Raw genomic sequence first — 17,737 nt, forward strand, 5'->3', positions numbered from 1 at the left:
ATATATCCCGTTATTAACCATAGCGGCCAGTAATATAATCTTCGGTTTGTTTGTTCTTCGGTGCGGTGAAAATGCTATCCGTATCGTTGAATTCAATTAACTCGCCGAGATACATAAATGCCGTGTGATCGGAGCAACGCGCCGCCTGCTGCATATTATGCGTCACTATCACTACGGTATAATCCGCTTTCAATTCTGAAATCAGCTCTTCGATACGTCCGGTCGAGATCGGATCCAGGGCTGAACAGGGCTCATCGAGCAACAGCACATCGGGGCGAATGGCGATGCCGCGCGCGATACATAAACGCTGCTGCTGGCCGCCGGACAGGCTATAACCGCTCTGGTGCAATTTGTCCTTGGTTTCGTTCCACAGCGCCGCTTTGGTCAGCGACCACTGCACGCGCTCCTCCATCTCGCTGCGCGACAGTTTCTCAAACAGGCGCACGCCGAACGCGATATTGTCATAAATAGACATCGGAAAGGGGGTCGGCTTCTGGAACACCATGCCGACCCGGGCGCGCAGCAGGGAAACATCGCGCTTATCGGTGAGGATATTGTCCCCGTCCAGCAGGATCTCCCCTTCGGCGCGCTGCTCCGGATAAAGCTGGTACATTTTATTAAAGCAACGCAACAGCGTGGATTTACCGCAGCCGGACGGGCCGATAAAAGCCGTCACCTGGTTACGGGCAATGTCCAGGCTGATATTTTTCAGCGCATGAAATTTACCGTAATAAAAATTCAGATCGCGAACCTGTACTTTGCTGTCGTTGGCGTTGTTGATCCCGCTCATGCAACACTCTCTCTTTCGATCAAAGACGCGTCGGCGCCTGACGCTTAATAGGTTTTTTTGGCGAAAATAATCCGCGCGATAATGTTCAGCAACAGCACGCACAGGGTAATCAGCAGCACGCCGGCCCAGGCCAGCTGTTGCCATTCGGCAAACGGGCTCATGGCGAATTTGAAAATCGTCACCGGCAGGTTGGCGATGGGCTGCATGAGATCGGTACTCCAGAACTGGTTGGAGAGCGAGGTAAACAGCAGCGGCGCCGTTTCGCCGGCAATGCGCGCCACCGCCAGCAATACGCCGGTGATGATGCCGGAAACCGAGGCCTTAAGCGTGATGGCGGAAATCATTTTCCATTTCGGCGTACCCAACGCATAGGCAGCCTCACGCAGCGTATCGGGCACCAGCCGCATCATGTTTTCCGTGGTACGGATAACAATCGGCACCTGCAGCAGCGCCAGGGCGATCACCCCGGCCCAGCCGGAGAAATGCTCCATTTTCGCCACCACCAGCGTATAGACAAACAAACCGATAACGATGGACGGCGCGGACAGCAGGATATCGTTAATAAAACGGATCACTTCCGCCAGCGCGGACTTACGCCCGTATTCCGCCAGGTAAATCCCCGCCATGATGCCCAGGGGCGTGCCGAAAACAGTGGCCCAGAGAATCAGCAATCCGCTGCCGGCCAGGGCATTGGCCAGCCCTCCGCCGGCGGTATTGGGCGGCGGCGTCATTTCGGTAAACAACGCCAGCGACATACCGTCAAAACCCCGGCTTACCGTGGTCAGCAAGATCCAGCATAACCAGAACAGGCCGAAGGCCATGGTGATCATGGATAATAACAGCGCCAGACGGTTCTTCTGCCGCCGCCAGGACTGCATTTTACGCCGCGCTTCCATTTGTGGCGCGGTATGGGTCATTTGGTGCTCGACGGTCGCCATTATTTGACCCCCTCGTTTTTCGCCAGGCGCATTATCATGAATTTGGAGCAGGCCAGCACGATAAAGGTAATCACAAACAGGATTAACCCCAGCTCCATCAGCGCGGCGGTATGCAGACCCGCCTGGGCTTCGGCGAACTCATTGGCCAGCGCCGAGGTAATGCTGTTGCCCGGGCTAAACAGGGAAATGCTGTCCAGCTGGTTGGTATTGCCGATGATAAAGGTCACCGCCATGGTTTCGCCCAGCGCCCGTCCCAGGCCCAGCATCACGCCGCCGATCACGCCGTTTTTGGTGAAGGGCAGCACGATACGCCAGATCACTTCCCAGGTGGTGCAGCCGATACCGTAGGCCGACTCCTTCATCAACACCGGCGTTTGCTCAAACACATCGCGCATCACGGCGGCAATATACGGGATGATCATGATAGCCAGGATAATACCGGCGGCCAGGATGCCGATACCAAACGCCGGCCCCGAAAACAGGACGCCGATAAAAGGGATGGTCGACATCACATCGCCCAGGGGCTGTTGAAAATACTGGGCGAACAGGGGAGCAAAAACAAACAACCCCCACATGCCGTAGACAATGCTTGGGATGGCCGCCAACAGCTCAATGGCGACGCCAAGGGGACGCTTCAACCAGCTGGGGGCAAGCTCGGTAAGGAACAGGGCGATGCCGAAGCTGACCGGAACGGCAATCAGCAACGCGATAAAAGAGGTCACCAGGGTGCCATAGATAGGAACCAGCGCGCCGAATTTTTCACCGGGCGGATCCCACTCCTTGGTCCACAGGAAAGCGAAGCCGAACTTTTCCATGCTCGGCCACGAAGCGACAATCAGCGAAACGATAATTCCGCCCAACATCAATAAGGTAATCAATGCGGCCAACCTGACCAACGTACCGAATATCAGGTCGCCTTGTTTACCGGGGGCATGCCGTGCCGGCGTATTGTCAGCCATAGAGTACTCTTTTTGTTGGTTCGTAATCCCTTCCCGTAAGGGAAGGGACGAAACACAAGGACTTAGTAGAGCGCTTTACCGTTACTGTCTTTGATATTGGCCTTCCAGGCGGCGCGGATCTGTTCGACCACGTCCTTTGGCAAGGTGGCGTAGTCAAGGGCGTTAGCCTGGTCGGCACCCTTGTTGTAGGCCCAATCGAAGAATTTCAGGGTTTCGCGGCCCTGCTCAGGCTTGGTTTGGGTAGTATGCAACATAATAAACGTGGTGGAGGTGATCGGCCAGGCATTGTTGCCCTTCTGGTTAGTCAGATCCTGGGCAAAAGATTGCTGCCAGTTGACGCCTTTCGCCGCCGCGCTGAAGTTATCCTGCGTCGGCATTACCGGCTTGCCGTCGGCGGAAATCAGCTTGGTGTAGGCCAGGTTGTTCTGCTTAGCGTAGGCGTACTCCACATAACCGATGGAACCCGGCAAACGCTGGACAAAGGCGGCGATGCCGTCATTGCCCTTGCCGCCCAGTCCGACCGGCCAGTTAACCGTGGAACCGGCGCCGATTTTTTCTTTCCAGGTCGCATTCACCTTGGACAGATAGCTGGTGAAGACAAACGACGTGCCGGAACCATCGGCGCGGCGTACCACGGCGATATTCTGATCCGGCAGCTTCAGGCCCGGGTTCAGCTTGGTGATGGCCGGGTCGTTCCATTTTTTGATGTTGCCCAGGTAAATTTCACCCAGGGTATGGCCGTCCAGGGTCAGTTCGCCGCTTTTGATTCCCGGTACGTTGATGGCCAGCACCACGCCGCCAATCACGGTCGGAAATTGGAATAAACCTTCTTTCTTCAGGTCGCCATCGCTTAAAGGAGCATCGGACGCGCCGAAATCAACGGTATTGGCGATAATCTGTTTAATGCCGCCGGAAGAACCGATGCCCTGGTAGTTAACTTTCACGCCGGTTTCTTTTTGATAGGTATCAGCCCATTTAGCATAAACCGGGGCGGGGAATGTGCCGCCGGCACCTGTCAGGTTGGCGGCAGCGAACGAAGAAATACTCGCCAGGGCGAACGTAGCTGCTACAACACTGGCAACGGTGGTATGCATCAGTCTCATAATCCCTCCTGTGGGATATTTAAAATCGGCCCATGGCCGTTTTCTTCAATTATTATAATTGCTGCAGGAGGGAAAATAGGACAATTAGGTTACAGATACATGTCGGTAATATGACATTTTTATGACACCGGGATGGGTACCTATTTTAATGGCATATTAGCCTTTTTTTTCAATCCCCGCCTCCGCAATCCGATCAATTTCGCGCATAATGCCGGCGGCCGGCCGATGGTGCGCCAGTTCGCCGGCCATATACGCCATATAGGGCGCGATATGGGAAAAAATAGCTTTATAGCCGGGGCAAAGATGATTATGCCACTGGCCCCCGATGCGGTGAATACGGTGCTTAGGACAGCCGCCGTGACAGGCAAACCGATAGTCGCATGACAAACACGGCGTCGCCACATTGGCTTTTAGCTGGCCGAACTGGCGCTGTTTTTTCCCACCGGCCATGGCGGCCAGGTTCCCTGTCATCAGATTGCCCAGTCTATGCTCAGGGTAGACGAAATGATCGCAGCTATAGATATCGCCGTTCTGCTCGACGACCAGGCCCTGGCCGCAGGTGGGCTGCATCACGCACAGGCTTGGCATCACGCCGCACCAGGCGGCCAGGGCATTATCGAATAGCTGCACAAACACCCTGCCGACATCATGCCGTACCCAGTAGTCAAACAGGGTATTGATAAACGTGCCGTAGGCTTCGCCGCTCACCGACCATGGCGTCAGCGTTTTATCCGCCGTCGACCGGGGATAAATCAATTCCCCCCGCGCGGCTCCGGACAACCTTTGTTCCACTGCCGGGATAAATTGCACATACTGCGCGCCCAGCTCTTGCGTGATAAAAAAATATATTTCCAGCGGCGCCTGGGCGGTTTTATCGTTCACCACGCTCAATACGTTGTAATCTATATGATATTCCTTAAATATCCGGATGGCGTTGATCACGCTGTCAAATACCGGCCGGCCGCTGGCGGTATGGCGATAATGATTATGCAGCCTGGCGGTGCCGTCCACGGAAATACCCAGCAGGAAATGATTATCGGCAAGAAAACGGCCCCATTGATCGTTTATCAATACGCCGTTGGTTTGCATGCTGTTGGTAATCCTTTTTCCCCGGGCGTAACGCTGCTGATAGCGCAGCGCGGCGGCATAAAAGTCAATTCCGGCCAGGGTCGGCTCGCCGCCCTGCCAGGCAAACATGACCTCGTCGCCAGCGCTGGCGTCAATATACTGCTTAATAAATTCCCTGAGCACATCGTCGGCCATATGCTTCGACGCCGATGCTCCGGCGGGTAACAGGGTATTTTTTTTGTCCACATAAAAACAATAATCGCAGTGAATATTGCATTGATAACTGGTGGGTTTCGCCATCAGGGAAAACGGGCGTTTCATAACCGCGACTCCAAACAATATTGCGCGTCAAATACCATGCCGCACCGGCAGCGGCGGCAGTTAACCGGTAAATTCATCCGGCAACAGTCCCTGTAGCTTGAGCTCACTGCCATGGCGGATAGCGGTTTCCGTTTCGCAACCCGCGTATTCGGCAATTTCACGCCAGGTCCATTCATAGCCCGGCCATTGCCGGTATAAATAGTGAATGCCCAGTAATACCCGTTGCTGGGATTTATCGTAGGCCATGCTGGCCAGCCTTTTTTCCGCCTCGCCCAGATCACGCGCCAGCCGCATGAACAAATAGACATTCAGGCGCGGATAGCGGCATAAAAACCGCTGCGGCTGATAGGGGGTAATGCGCGTTACCGTAGCGGTGCGCTGCACGCGCGAGGAACAGTGGTAAAACGTATTACCGAACAGGCTGCGGTAGCCGAAAAAATCACCGGGGCCAAACAGGCGGATCAGGCACACCTTACCGTTCTCCAGCATATGGTACAGCCCCACCAACCCACTGTGCAGGTAATAAAAAGAGAGGGCCTCATCCTCCTGGGGATAAATGCGCGTTTGCTTCGGCAACTGATCCAGCCGGGTAAACATGGCGTGTTCGCTGCCGGACAATTCTGCGAATACGGCGCGGCCCTCGTCCCCATCCTCAGAATTTTTGTCTTTTTTCCTCAATTTTTACTCCCTTGGTCGGCAGGCCGGTATCGTAATCCCTGACCACCGGCGAGACGTAATCATCCGGTTTAGGACGAAACGCGCCCAGCCATTGCTCATGCCTGTCGGGCCGCCACGGGCGCATGGCCCAGCGATAGCTGCGAAACGGATCGCGAATACGATCCATAAAGTCTAATAAGCTATCATGCAATGCATTACGCCGTTCCGCATAGTCGTCCCGGCCAATCAGGTTTATCAGTTCCTCGGGATCGTTGCGCCGGTCATAGAGTTCATCATCGTCAAACAGATTAATCACCAGTTTTAAATCATTGGTGACCCAGGCGCGCATCGGGATAAAACCGCCGAAGCTGTCATGTTCTATTTCATAACGGTTAAATTCCACCATGACCGACCGCTCCCGTTCCCGCTCCGCCGACGACAGCATAGGCAGCAGGCTTTCGCCGTGCAGCGACGGCGGCACCGGGATACCGGCAATCGATAATAACGTCGGCAACAGGTCGATATGGCTCACCGGTGTATCAATCTCCCGCGCCGGCAGGCCGGGCCCGTGGATGATAAAGGGAATGCGGCAGATGTCGTCATAGCCTGCCGAGCCTTTGCTGATAAGTTGATGCGCTCCCATCATTTCACCGTGATCGGAGGTATACACTATCCAGGTATTTTCCCATTCGTCGGGGGTAAGGTGGTTCAGCACGCGTCCTATCTGGTCGTCGACAAAATCATTGCAGGCAAAATAAATCGGATGATGATAGGTGGCGCCATCCGTTACCGGCGACGGCATCGCCCTGGCCCACAAACGCTGGTGCATCGGTTTATCGCTGAGATCATCGGTTCCTTTTGCGCCCAGCGGGTAATGGAAATCGGCAAAACGGTCGAGATAACGCGGCGGGCAGGTAAAGGGATGATGCGGCTCATCGTAAGAAAGCACCAGCAGGAACGGTTTCTCGCGCCGCAGGCGCTGCTTATCGATAAAATGTATCGCGCGCTGGCTGATGCGATAGCCCCAGGTAAATTCATCATCAATCTGATGTTGTTCAAGTTCTTCCTTTGAATTCAGCCCGTTGCGCCATAAGCTGATTTTTTCTTCCGGCAGGTCATGCAGGTAATTAGCGCCATCGTACCAATATTCCGCCGCCCATTCCGGCGGACAGATGCCGGTGCCGAAATAGTCGTGGCCATCAAGATGCCATTTACCGATATAGGCGGTTTGCCAGCCGGCATCCTGAAAATAGTTGCCCAGGGTGCGCATATTCTTACCCGGCGCCAGATTATTGGTCCAGGGACCGCTTTGGTTGGAATACAGGCCGGTGAACAGTCCCGCGCGCGCCGGGGTGCACAGCGGCGCGGTGGTAAATGCCGAATTGAATTTGGCCCCGCGCCCGGCCAGCGCATCGATATGCTCGGTATGCAGGGGAAGGCCGGTATAGCACCCGACCATATTGGTGGCCTGCGTATCGGTCATGATAAAAATTATATTAGGTTGCATCAGGCGATTTCCTCCCTGGTTTTGGTTTTTCTCAAACCGGCGAATATCAGCCAGCCGGAAATGGCGACAACGGTTATGCCCGCGATCCAGCATAACCAGAGGCTGTGCCAGCCGCCGAAGCGGGCGAGAAAGGCATAAATAAATATCATCGCCGCAATAACGCCGACGGAGGCGATTTTTACCGACCGCCACGGCGACATATCCACCGCCAGGGAATCATGGAAGACAAACGGGGTGGCGCGCGGCGCAAGTTTACCGATAACCAGCATCACCAACGCGTTCAGGCAAAACGTTATCGCCAGCACATACAGGAAATGAATAGGGAAATGGAAAACGTAATTGATCAGGATATAGCTGACGATACCTAACAGCAGCGCCAGCTTGGCCGCCATGGCCGGGATACGCGGGAAAAAGAACCCCATGATGATAATGGTGACCAGGGGAACGTTGTACACCCCGTTAAGCTGCTTCATCCAGCTGTATAATCCTTCGGGGGCATTGGCAATGCCGGGGGCCACCACCACCGACACCAGCGCCAGGATCAGGGCGAAATAACGCCCCACCAACACCTGTTTCTTGGACGTGGCGTCAGGATTGATAATACGGCTGTAGATACCCATGCTGAATAAGGTGCTGGCGCTGTTTAAAAACCCGTTGAACACGCTGATAATGGCGCCGAACAGCACGGCGCCGAAAAAACCGACCAGGGGCGCGGGCAGGATCTGGTTGACCAGCACCGGGTAGGCCATATCCGCCTTGGGCAGCCCTTGATACAGGTGATAGGCGATAACGCCGGGCAGGACCAGGATTATCGGGTCGAGCATTTTCAGCAGCGCCGTCAGCAGCGCGCCTTTTTGCCCTTCGGCCAGGTTCTTGGCGGCCAGGGTACGCTGGACGATGCCCTGGTTGGTACACCAGTAAAAGGTATTCACCAGCACCAGGCCGGTCAAGGCGGCGCCGATGGGCACCGGGTCATGGGCGCCGCCGATGGAGTTGAGGCGCTCGGCATGATCCGCCGTCAGTGTATTCAGGCCGGCGATAACACTGCCGCCGCCAAGCGCCATCAGCCCGAAAAACGGCACCATCAGCCCGCCAATCACCAGGCCGATGCCATTGACGACATCGGCGACGGCAATCGCGCGCAGTCCGCCGATAACCGCGTACAGGGTGCCTATCACGCCAAGGGCTATCACCATGACTATCGTCGCGCTGCCCTGGCTCAGCCCGGTAAGGTCGCTGAAATGAAACAGGCTGTTGAGCGCCAGCGAGCCGGAATAGAGTACTATGGGCAGAAAACAGACGCCGGTGGCGATTAAAAAACAGCAGTCCACCATAATACGCGTGGTTTTGTCGTAGCGTTCTTCGATAAAATCCGGAATGGTAATAATGCCCCGCTGCAAATAACGCGGTAAAAACACCAGCGCCAGCAGGACCAGGGGAATAGCTGAAATCACCTCCCATGCCATCACCGACATGCCGAATTTATAGGCCTGTCCGCTCAGGCCGACCAATTGTTCCGTTGAAAGATTGGTCAGCATCAGCGATGCGGCAATTATTGGCGCTTTAAGGGAACGACCGGCCAGGAAATAGCCCTGCTGGGTATGGGTATCGTTTTTCCTTACTTTCCACCAGGTAACAATAGCGACAAGGCACGTAAAAAATACAAAAGAAAATATCTGTAGGCTATTCATAAATCGCACCTTTTAGTTATAAAAATATCAGCATAGATGTGACCCTTCCAATAAAATCAGAATAGTGGGCGGTCGATTAATGAGAGAAATGCGCAGCTTAAGCCGTTACGATTATTCCGTTCGGTACAGGCAAGCGGCGAGCGGAACCATGCCGCACGTCAGGCGGCATTTCCCGCGGTAAAAACCCAGGAGAAAGTCGTCGCAGGCCAGACAAGCCGGTAATAGTGTATTGTTGACATGACAGATGTTTTACACTTTTCAGCACCCTATTTTTATGACCGTTGTCATAAGCCGGCATGACCCCGCTCACATAATCATTATTGTTATATTCCGGGTGGGAACAAGAAGTTTCTCGTAAATAACCATGCGTAAATTAATTAAGCTTATTTGAATTAAGCATTTGCAATATCAATATAAGGAAAAGGATTTATTGGGGGGTGATCGGGCAAAAAAAATCCGCTGGGGCTTTGCCATCCCCACCGGATCCGATTAACGCTGTGTCGGTTTTTGCGATCACTTTGCAAGCGGCGGCTTAGGTGCCGCCGCAGACGCGGGTTACTCCACCGTCACCGATTTTGCCAGATTACGCGGCTGGTCGACATCGGTGCCTTTGATCAGCGCAATATGATACGCCAGCAGCTGCAACGGCACCGTGTAGAATATCGGCGCCACAATCTCTTCTACGTGCGGCAGCGGGATGATTTTCATATTTTCGCTGTCGGTAAAACCGGCGTTCTCTTCGGCAAAGACATATAACAGGCCGCCGCGGGCGCGCACTTCCTCGATGTTCGACTTGAGTTTTTCCAGCAATTCATTATTGGGGGCAATAACGATTACCGGCATATCGGCGTCGATCAGCGCCAGCGGGCCGTGTTTCAGCTCGCCCGCCGCATAGGCTTCGGCGTGGATATACGAAATTTCCTTGAGCTTCAGCGCGCCTTCCATGGCGATGGGGTAAAGCTCGCCGCGCCCGAGAAACAGGGCGTGATGTTTATCAGAGAACCCTTCCGCCAGCTGTTCAATCGGCTTATCCAGCGCCAGCATTTGCTCGATACGGGCCGGCAGGGCCTGCAGCGCATGCACAATCTGCTGCTCGACCTGGCTATCCATGCCCTTCAGGCGGCCCAGGCGCGCCACCAGCATCAGCAATACCGTTAACTGGGTGGTGAAGGCCTTGGTGGAAGCCACGCCGATTTCCGTCCCGGCGCGGGTCATCAGCGCCAGATCGGATTCGCGCACCAGCGAGGAGCCGGCCACGTTACACACCGCCAGCGAGCCGAGGTAGCCCAGGGTTTTGGTCAGGCGCAGGGCCGCAAGGGTATCGGCGGTTTCGCCGGATTGCGACAGGGTAATGATCAGGCTGCCCGGCCGCACGGCGGATTTGCGATAGCGGAACTCGGAGGCGATTTCCACATCGCAGGGCACGCCGGCCAGCGCCTCGAACCAGTATTTCGATACCATGGCCGAATGGTACGAGGTGCCGCAGGCGATGATTTGCACATGCTGTACCTGCTCCAGCAAACGATCGCCGGCCTCGCCCAGTTCGGATAAGGTGATCTGGCCGTGTAAAAAACGGCCCGCCAGGGTGTTTTTAATCGCCTGCGGCTGTTCAAAAATCTCTTTTTGCATGTAGTGGCGATAGATGCCCTTATCGCCGGCGTCGTATTTTACCTGGGACTCAATCTCCGCCCGTTGCACCGGGTTGCCGCGCGTATCCCATACGCGCACCGTGCGGCGGGTAATTTCGGCGATATCGCCCTCTTCCAGGAACATAAACCGGCGGGTGACCGGCAGCAGCGCCAGCTGATCGGACGCCAGGAAGTTTTCGCCCACGCCCAGGCCAATCACCAGCGGACTACCGGATCGCGCCGCCACCAGCACGCTTGGGTCCTTGCTATCCATGATAACTGTGCCATAGGCGCCGCGCAGGTGCGGGATCACGCGCAGGATCACTTCAGCCAGCGTGCCGCCGCCCTGGCGCTGTTCCCAATGCACCAGGTGGGCGATAACCTCGGTATCGGTTTCGGACGCGAATACATAGCCGCGCTCCACCAGCAGTTTACGCAGCGGTTCATGGTTTTCGATGATACCGTTATGCACCACCACGATATGCCCGGAGACATGGGGATGGGCATTATTCTCCGAGGGTTCCCCGTGGGTGGCCCAACGGGTATGGGCGATGCCCGTGCCGCCGGTCAGCGGATGCTCCGCCGCCGCCTGCGACAACGCGGCAACCTTGCCGACCCGGCGCAGCCGTTGCAAATGCCCCTCGTTATCCACCACCGCCAGGCCGGCGGAATCATACCCACGATACTCTAGCCGGCGTAATCCCTCTAACAGGATTTCGGCAATATCACGCTGCGCAACCGCGCCTACTATTCCACACATCAGTGTTATTCCTAAATGAACGGCATGCTCCGCCGTATCGATGTCTTTGACCTGACAGAGACCGGTTTTTCCGGTTTCCCCGAGCCTGTAGAACTGGGGATTATTATGTTTTGTCAGCCACTCTCGTGAAAATGGCTGACAAAACCATGATAACGGGCATGATGGGCAAGATGGTAAAGACGCCCTATCTCTCGGCGCCAGGCTTTACTCTCATTGCGCATCATACCCGCGGCAAGCTCATGCCCAGATTTGACAAACTGCGCGTAATACCATTAACGATGCTTCTTAACCGGCCGTTGCCAGCCGGTGATATGCACCTGCCGCACCCGGCTAAGCACCAGTTCGTTTTCCCCCACGCTGCGCGTAACTGTGGTGCCGGCGCCGATGGTGGCGCCGTTGCCTATGGTAACCGGCGCCACCAGTTGGGTATCCGAGCCGACAAAGACATCATCGCCGATCACGGTCTGGTGTTTATTGGCGCCGTCATAATTGCAGGTAATGGTGCCGGCGCCGATATTCACACCGGCGCCAATTTCCGCATCACCCAGATAGCTCAGGTGCCCGGCCTTGGATCCGCGCCCCAGGCGCGCTTTTTTCATCTCGACAAAATTGCCGACATGGGCGCCCTCTTCCAGCTCCGCACCGGGCCGCAGGCGGGCGAACGGCCCGACGGTACAGTCCGCACGCAGCCGGGCTTGATCTATGACCGTGTAGGGGCTGACCACCACGTTATCGCCAATGTCGCAGTCTTTTAATACGCAGCCGGTACCGATAACCACATTGTTGCCCAAGGATACCCGGCCCTCGATAATGACATTGGTGTCAATGGTCACATCGCGGCCGTACGCCAGCTCGCCGCGCAAATCAAAACGCGCCGGGTCGAGCAGCATGACACCGGCCAACAGCAGATTTTCGGCCTGCTGGCGCTGATAAACCCGCTCAAGGGTTGCCAGCTGCAAACGATTATTCACGCCCTCCACTTCGCTTAGGCGATCGGGGTTAACGGTATTGATACGCCGGCCCTCGCCCCAGGCCAGGGCGATAATATCGGTAAGGTAATACTCTCCCTGGGCGTTATTGGTGGTCAGCCGGCTTAACCAGCGCTTCAGGTCGGCGCCGTTGGCCACCAGAATGCCGGTATTGATTTCGCGGATGCCCCGCTGCGCCTCGTCGGCGTCTTTGTGCTCGACGATACCGCATACATTGCCGTTTTCCCGCACGATGCGGCCATAGCCGGTAGGATCGTCCAGGGTAACGGTCAGCAGGCCGATACCGCCCTCGGGCTTGGCGGCCACCAGGCGCTCAAGGGTTGACGGCGCTATCAACGGCACATCGCCGTACAGCATCAGGATATCTTCATCATCCTGGAAAAACGGCGCCGCCTGCTGCATGGCATGGCCGGTGCCGCGCTGTTCGGCCTGCAATACCCAGCTCAGTTCCGGACCAGGGCCGGCCAACGCCTGCCGCAGTCGCTCGCCGCCGTGGCCGTAAACCAAATGGATACGCGCCGCGCCCAGGGCGGCGGCGGCGTCAATAACATGCCTGACCAGCGGTTTGCCAGCCAACGGATGCAAGACCTTGGGCAGATCGGAATACATGCGGGTGCCCTTGCCGGCGGCAAGGATCACTACGCTCATCAATCGATTCGACATAACCATCCTGATGAACCTGATTCAATAGACGAAAGTAAACCCGTTCAGAGAAGGGATTACCACATATTTTGGGCCGAAAAACACATTATGGCCGCATAATGACGTAAGCCGGGATCATTTTACCCGGTTTAGGACGCAATGCGGAAATAGTGGGCGTTTCGGGGCCAATTACCGCAGGTACAGGCTGGAATTAGCGGTTTAGGTAGGCGAAGAAGGTGAAACTTATTTCAGATCGAAAAATAAGAGCGTCAAGTTGTGACACTCTATGCGTGGAAGAGAATGAATTCCAATAAAAAAGCCAGTCACAAAGGACTGGCTTTTTAATCACACTAGCTTGATTACATTGCTTTTCTGGTCAATTCAATGACCCGCAGCTTGGCGATGGCCCTGGACAGTTCGGCCGAGGCCTGAGCATAATCCACGTCACCATGTGAATTATTGATATGCTCTTCCGCCATGCGCTTGGATTCCATTGCGCGCGCTTCATCAAGATCTTTGCCACGAATGGCGGTATCGGCCAAAACGGTAACGATGTCCGGTTGCACCTCGAGGATGCCCCCCGACAGGTAGATATACTCTTCTTCGTTATGTTCTTTGACGATACGCACCATACCGGGCTTAATGGCAGTGAGCAGCGGGGCATGGCCGGGAAAAATCCCCAGTTCGCCTTCGCTTCCCGTCACCTGGATTTTTTCCACCAGCCCGGAAAACATTTTCTGTTCCGCGCTGACGACATCCAGATGGTAAGTATTTGCAGCCATATCACCCTCCTATCACAGCGTTACAGTTTCTTGCCTTTTTCCACTGCTTCATCAATGGAACCGACCATATAGAACGCCTGCTCGGGCAGGTGATCGTATTCACCGTCCATGATGCCTTTAAAGCCGCGGATAGTGTCTTTCAGGGAAACATATTTACCCGGCGAACCGGTGAACACTTCGGCGACGAAGAACGGTTGCGACAAGAAACGCTGGATCTTACGTGCGCGGGACACCACCAGTTTGTCATCTTCTGACAGTTCGTCCATACCCAGGATGGCGATAATATCTTTCAGCTCCTGATAACGCTGAAGGATGGACTGCACGCCACGGGCCACGTCGTAGTGTTCCTGGCCGACAACCAACGGATCCAGCTGACGGCTGGTGGAGTCGAGCGGGTCAACCGCCGGGTAGATACCCAGTGAGGCGATTTGACGGCTCAATACCACGGTGGCGTCAAGGTGGGCGAAGGTGGTCGCCGGCGACGGGTCGGTTAAGTCATCCGCAGGCACATATACCGCCTGTACCGAGGTGATGGAACCGGTTTTGGTGGAGGTGATGCGTTCTTGCAGCACGCCCATTTCTTCCGCCAGCGTCGGCTGGTAGCCTACCGCTGAAGGCATACGGCCCAGCAGCGCGGATACTTCGGTCCCGGCCAGGGTATAACGATAAATGTTATCGATAAACAGCAGGACGTCGCGGCCTTCATCACGGAATTTTTCCGCCATGGTCAGCCCGGTCAGCGCCACGCGCAGACGGTTTCCCGGCGGCTCGTTCATCTGGCCGTACACCAGGGATACTTTGTCGATAACGTTCGAATCGGTCATTTCGTGGTAGAAGTCGTTCCCTTCGCGGGTACGTTCGCCCACGCCGGCAAACACCGAATAACCGGAATGCTCGATGGCGATATTACGGATAAGCTCCATCATGTTGACGGTTTTACCCACGCCGGCGCCGCCGAACAGGCCGACTTTACCGCCTTTGGCAAACGGGCACATCAGGTCGATAACCTTGATGCCGGTTTCCAGCAGTTCCTGCGAACTGGACAAATCTTCATAGCTCGGCGCCGGACGATGGATGGACCAACGTTCTTCCTCGCCGATCTCGCCTTTCATATCGACCGGTTCGCCCAGCACGTTCATGATGCGGCCCAGCGTGGCTTTACCCACCGGCACTTCGATCGAACGTTCCAGGTTGGTCACTTTCAGGCCGCGACGCAGACCGTCGGACGAGCCCATGGCGATGCAACGGACAACGCCGCCGCCTAACTGCTGTTCTACTTCCAGCACCAATTTGGCGGCGCCGTTTTCCACTTCAAGGGCGTTGTACACCTTAGGTACAGCATCCTGCGGGAACTCGACGTCAACCACGGCGCCGATAACCTGGATAACATTTCCAGTAGCCATCTTGAATCCTCTACGTAATTCGTAACCCTAAACCTAAACCGCGGCGGCTCCCGAAACGATCTCGGTGAGTTCCTGAGTGATGCTGAATTGACGAGCCTTATTGTAAACAAGTTGCAACTCTTTGATCAGGTTGCCACCGTTATCCGTTGCGGCTTTCATCGCTACCATTCGCGCGGCCTGTTCGCTGGCCAGGTTTTCAACGACGCCCTGATAAACCTGCGATTCCACATAACGGCGCAACAATGTATCCAGCAGCGCCTTGGGATCGGGTTCATACAGGTAATCCCAGGTTTTCTTCTTCAGCTCTTCCCCATCTTCCGCGGGCGGCAAGGGCAGGACCTGAAGCAGTTGCGGTACCTGGGACATGGTATTAACGAATTTGTTGCTGACAATATAGAGCTTATCCAGGCGGCCTTCGTCATACGCCTGCAGCATGACTTTAACCGGCCCAATCAGTTCAGACAGCGTGGGGTTATCCCCCATGCCGGTGACCTGGGCAACCACGTTGCTGCCGACGGCGTTAAAGAACGACACCGCCTTGGAGCCGATCAGCGCCAGTTCCGCATCAACGCCCTTTTCACTCCAGGCTTTCATGTCCGTCAGCACTTTTTTGAACAGGTTAATGTTCAGGCCGCCGGCCAGACCACGGTCGGTGGCCACCACCAGATACCCGACGCGCTTGACGTCGCGCTCTTCCAGGTAAGGATGTTTATATTCCAGATTTCCCAAAGCAAGGTGACCAATCACATTACGCATAGTTTCTGCATAAGGACGGCTGGCCGCCATACGCTCCTGCGATTTGCGCATTTTGGATGCGGCAACCATCTCCATCGCTTTGGTGATCTTCTGCGTGTTTTGCACGCTGGCGATCTTAGTACGTATTTCTTTGGCGCTGGCCATCTCTGCTTCTCCTCATGGCGTCATGGCCTGCCGAAACAGGCCATAGCGCGTTACCAGGACTGGGTTGCCTTGAAGTTATCGAGGATGCCTTTCAGCTTGCCTTCGATTTCATCGTTATAAGCGCCGGTCTGGTTGATTTGTTGCATCAAATCGCCTTGCTCGCGGTCTACGTAGGCCAGCAGCGCGGCCTCGAAGTCGCCGACCTTTGCCAGTTCGATGTCTTCCAGGTAACCACGTTCAGCGGCGAACAACACCAGGGACTGCTGCGATACCGACATGGGAGCATATTGTTTCTGCTTCAACAGTTCGGTCACTTTTTGTCCATGATTCAGCTGCTTACGCGTTGCTTCATCCAGATCGGAAGCAAACTGGGAGAACGCGGCCAGCTCACGGTACTGAGCCAAAGCCGTACGAATACCGCCCGACAGTTTTTTCATAATCTTCGTCTGGGCTGCGCCGCCCACACGGGATACGGAAATACCGGGGTTAACGGCGGGACGAATACCGGCGTTGAACAGGCTTGATTCCAGGAAGATCTGGCCATCGGTGATGGAAATCACGTTGGTCGGAACAAACGCGGAAACGTCGCCCGCCTGGGTTTCGATGATCGGTAATGCGGTCAGCGAGCCGGTCTTGCCCTTCACTTCACCCTTGGTAAAGGCTTCTACGTATTCGGCGTTGACGCGCGACGCACGTTCCAGAAGACGGGAGTGAAGATAGAATACGTCCCCGGGATAGGCTTCACGTCCAGGCGGACGACGGAGCAACAGGGAAATCTGACGGTAAGCCACGGCTTGTTTGGACAAATCATCATAGATGATCAGCGCATCTTCGCCGCGATCGCGGAAATACTCGCCCATGGCGCAGCCTGAATACGGCGCCAGGTATTGCAGGGCGGCGGATTCGGACGCGGTGGCGACCACGACAATGGTATTGGCCAGGGCGCCGTGCTCTTCCAGCTTGCGCACGACGTTCGCCACGGTGGAGGCTTTCTGGCCGATGGCGACATACACGCACTTGATGCCGGATTCGCGCTGATTGATAATCGCATCGATCGCCAGGGCCGATTTACCGGTCTGGCGGTCGCCGATGATCAGCTCGCGCTGGCCGCGGCCGATGGGAATCATGGCATCCACGGATTTATAACCGGTCTGTACCGGCTCATCCACGGATTGGCGTTCGATAACGCCCGGCGCAATAGCCTCGACGGCGGAAAAACCGTCGTTCTCTACCGGGCCCTTGCCATCGATGGGCGCGCCCAGCGTGTTGACCACGCGGCCCAGCAGGCCACGGCCAACCGGCACTTCCAGAATGCGGCCGGTGCACTTGACCTTCATGCCTTCGGCCAGGTCTTCATAGGGTCCCATCACCACGGCGCCGACGGAGTCGCGTTCCAGGTTCAGGGCGATAGCGAAGCGGTTGCCCGGCAGGGCGATCATTTCACCCTGCATGACTTCGGCCAGGCCGTGAATACGGATAATCCCGTCACTCACGGAAACGATAGTACCTTCATTGTGAGCTTCGCTCACCACATTGAACTGAGCAATGCGCTGCTTGATCAGTTCGCTGATTTCGGTGGAATTCAGTTGCATGCTCCAG

General features: G+C 55.7%; 14 protein-coding genes. All 14 read right to left on the reverse strand.

Going from position 1 to position 17,737, the window contains the following annotated elements:
• Positions 1 to 13: 13 nt before the first annotated feature.
• Positions 14 to 790 (reverse strand): phosphate ABC transporter ATP-binding protein PstB, encoded by a 777-nt coding sequence (pstB, locus tag ACL2XQ_RS26205; protein WP_410012853.1) that lies wholly within the window; start codon positions 788 to 790, stop codon positions 14 to 16.
• Between the two features lie 44 nt (positions 791 to 834).
• Positions 835 to 1,728, reverse strand: a complete 894-nt coding sequence (pstA, locus tag ACL2XQ_RS26210) for a phosphate ABC transporter permease PstA (RefSeq protein WP_410012852.1) — start codon at positions 1,726 to 1,728, stop codon at positions 835 to 837.
• The gene (gene pstC, locus ACL2XQ_RS26215; protein ID WP_413739863.1) at positions 1,728 to 2,687 is read right to left on the reverse strand and encodes a phosphate ABC transporter permease PstC; all 960 of its coding nucleotides are present in this window, start codon (positions 2,685 to 2,687) and stop codon (positions 1,728 to 1,730) included. The genes pstA and pstC overlap by 1 nt, the downstream gene beginning before the upstream one ends.
• Before the next feature lie 62 nt (positions 2,688 to 2,749).
• Positions 2,750 to 3,790, reverse strand: coding sequence for a phosphate ABC transporter substrate-binding protein PstS (gene pstS / locus ACL2XQ_RS26220; RefSeq protein ID WP_410012850.1), 1,041 nt, complete (start codon positions 3,788 to 3,790; stop codon positions 2,750 to 2,752).
• A gap of 156 nt (positions 3,791 to 3,946) precedes the next feature.
• Complete coding sequence (locus ACL2XQ_RS26225; RefSeq protein ID WP_413739864.1) at positions 3,947 to 5,179, reverse strand: anaerobic sulfatase maturase; 1,233 nt, start codon at positions 5,177 to 5,179, stop codon at positions 3,947 to 3,949.
• Between the two features lie 60 nt (positions 5,180 to 5,239).
• Positions 5,240 to 5,857 carry a Crp/Fnr family transcriptional regulator gene (locus ACL2XQ_RS26230; protein WP_410012848.1) on the reverse strand — a complete coding sequence of 206 codons (618 nt, stop codon included), beginning with the start codon at positions 5,855 to 5,857 and terminating at the stop codon, positions 5,240 to 5,242.
• Entirely contained in the window at positions 5,832 to 7,346 is a 1,515-nt protein-coding gene (locus ACL2XQ_RS26235; protein ID WP_410016673.1) for a sulfatase-like hydrolase/transferase, read from the reverse strand. The genes ACL2XQ_RS26230 and ACL2XQ_RS26235 overlap by 26 nt, the downstream gene beginning before the upstream one ends.
• Positions 7,343 to 9,034 (reverse strand): solute:sodium symporter family transporter, encoded by a 1,692-nt coding sequence (locus ACL2XQ_RS26240; protein ID WP_410012847.1) that lies wholly within the window; start codon positions 9,032 to 9,034, stop codon positions 7,343 to 7,345. Before ACL2XQ_RS26240 ends, ACL2XQ_RS26235 begins: the two co-directional genes overlap by 4 nt.
• A 555-nt stretch (positions 9,035 to 9,589) precedes the next feature.
• Positions 9,590 to 11,422, reverse strand: coding sequence for a glutamine--fructose-6-phosphate transaminase (isomerizing) (glmS, locus tag ACL2XQ_RS26245; protein WP_410012846.1), 1,833 nt, complete (start codon positions 11,420 to 11,422; stop codon positions 9,590 to 9,592).
• 272 nt (positions 11,423 to 11,694) lie between these two features.
• Positions 11,695 to 13,074 carry a bifunctional UDP-N-acetylglucosamine diphosphorylase/glucosamine-1-phosphate N-acetyltransferase GlmU gene (gene glmU, locus ACL2XQ_RS26250; RefSeq protein WP_413739865.1) on the reverse strand — a complete coding sequence of 460 codons (1,380 nt, stop codon included), beginning with the start codon at positions 13,072 to 13,074 and terminating at the stop codon, positions 11,695 to 11,697.
• 338 nt (positions 13,075 to 13,412) lie between these two features.
• Positions 13,413 to 13,835, reverse strand: a complete 423-nt coding sequence (locus tag ACL2XQ_RS26255) for a F0F1 ATP synthase subunit epsilon (protein WP_410012844.1) — start codon at positions 13,833 to 13,835, stop codon at positions 13,413 to 13,415.
• A 20-nt stretch (positions 13,836 to 13,855) separates the two neighbouring features.
• Positions 13,856 to 15,238: a F0F1 ATP synthase subunit beta gene (gene atpD / locus ACL2XQ_RS26260; protein WP_410012843.1), complete on the reverse strand. Its 1,383-nt coding sequence runs from the start codon at positions 15,236 to 15,238 to the stop codon at positions 13,856 to 13,858.
• Positions 15,239 to 15,271: 33 nt separating this feature from the next.
• Positions 15,272 to 16,138 carry a F0F1 ATP synthase subunit gamma gene (gene atpG, locus ACL2XQ_RS26265; protein WP_410012842.1) on the reverse strand — a complete coding sequence of 289 codons (867 nt, stop codon included), beginning with the start codon at positions 16,136 to 16,138 and terminating at the stop codon, positions 15,272 to 15,274.
• A gap of 50 nt (positions 16,139 to 16,188) precedes the next feature.
• A complete protein-coding gene (gene atpA, locus ACL2XQ_RS26270) occupies positions 16,189 to 17,730 on the reverse strand; it encodes a F0F1 ATP synthase subunit alpha (protein ID WP_410012841.1) in 1,542 nt (513 codons plus the stop codon).
• Positions 17,731 to 17,737: the final 7 nt, after the last annotated feature.

It is taken from the genome of Sodalis sp. RH14, assembly GCF_047324285.1.
Lineage (GTDB): Bacteria > Pseudomonadota > Gammaproteobacteria > Enterobacterales > Enterobacteriaceae > Acerihabitans.

Excerpts from the sequence above, each read along its gene's own strand:
- pstB (WP_410012853.1), bottom strand. The coding sequence starts at position 790 with ATGAGCGGGATCAACAACGCCAACGACAGCAAAGTACAGGTTCGCGAT.
- pstA (WP_410012852.1), bottom strand. The coding sequence starts at position 1,728 with ATGGCGACCGTCGAGCACCAAATGACCCATACCGCGCCACAAATGGAA.
- pstC (WP_413739863.1), bottom strand. The coding sequence starts at position 2,687 with ATGGCTGACAATACGCCGGCACGGCATGCCCCCGGTAAACAAGGCGAC.
- pstS (WP_410012850.1), bottom strand. The coding sequence starts at position 3,790 with ATGAGACTGATGCATACCACCGTTGCCAGTGTTGTAGCAGCTACGTTC.
- ACL2XQ_RS26225 (WP_413739864.1), bottom strand. The coding sequence starts at position 5,179 with ATGAAACGCCCGTTTTCCCTGATGGCGAAACCCACCAGTTATCAATGC.
- ACL2XQ_RS26240 (WP_410012847.1), bottom strand. The coding sequence starts at position 9,034 with ATGAATAGCCTACAGATATTTTCTTTTGTATTTTTTACGTGCCTTGTC.
- glmS (WP_410012846.1), bottom strand. The coding sequence starts at position 11,422 with ATGTGTGGAATAGTAGGCGCGGTTGCGCAGCGTGATATTGCCGAAATC.
- glmU (WP_413739865.1), bottom strand. The coding sequence starts at position 13,074 with ATGTCGAATCGATTGATGAGCGTAGTGATCCTTGCCGCCGGCAAGGGC.
- ACL2XQ_RS26255 (WP_410012844.1), bottom strand. The coding sequence starts at position 13,835 with ATGGCTGCAAATACTTACCATCTGGATGTCGTCAGCGCGGAACAGAAA.
- atpD (WP_410012843.1), bottom strand. The coding sequence starts at position 15,238 with ATGGCTACTGGAAATGTTATCCAGGTTATCGGCGCCGTGGTTGACGTC.
- atpG (WP_410012842.1), bottom strand. The coding sequence starts at position 16,138 with ATGGCCAGCGCCAAAGAAATACGTACTAAGATCGCCAGCGTGCAAAAC.
- atpA (WP_410012841.1), bottom strand. The coding sequence starts at position 17,730 with ATGCAACTGAATTCCACCGAAATCAGCGAACTGATCAAGCAGCGCATT.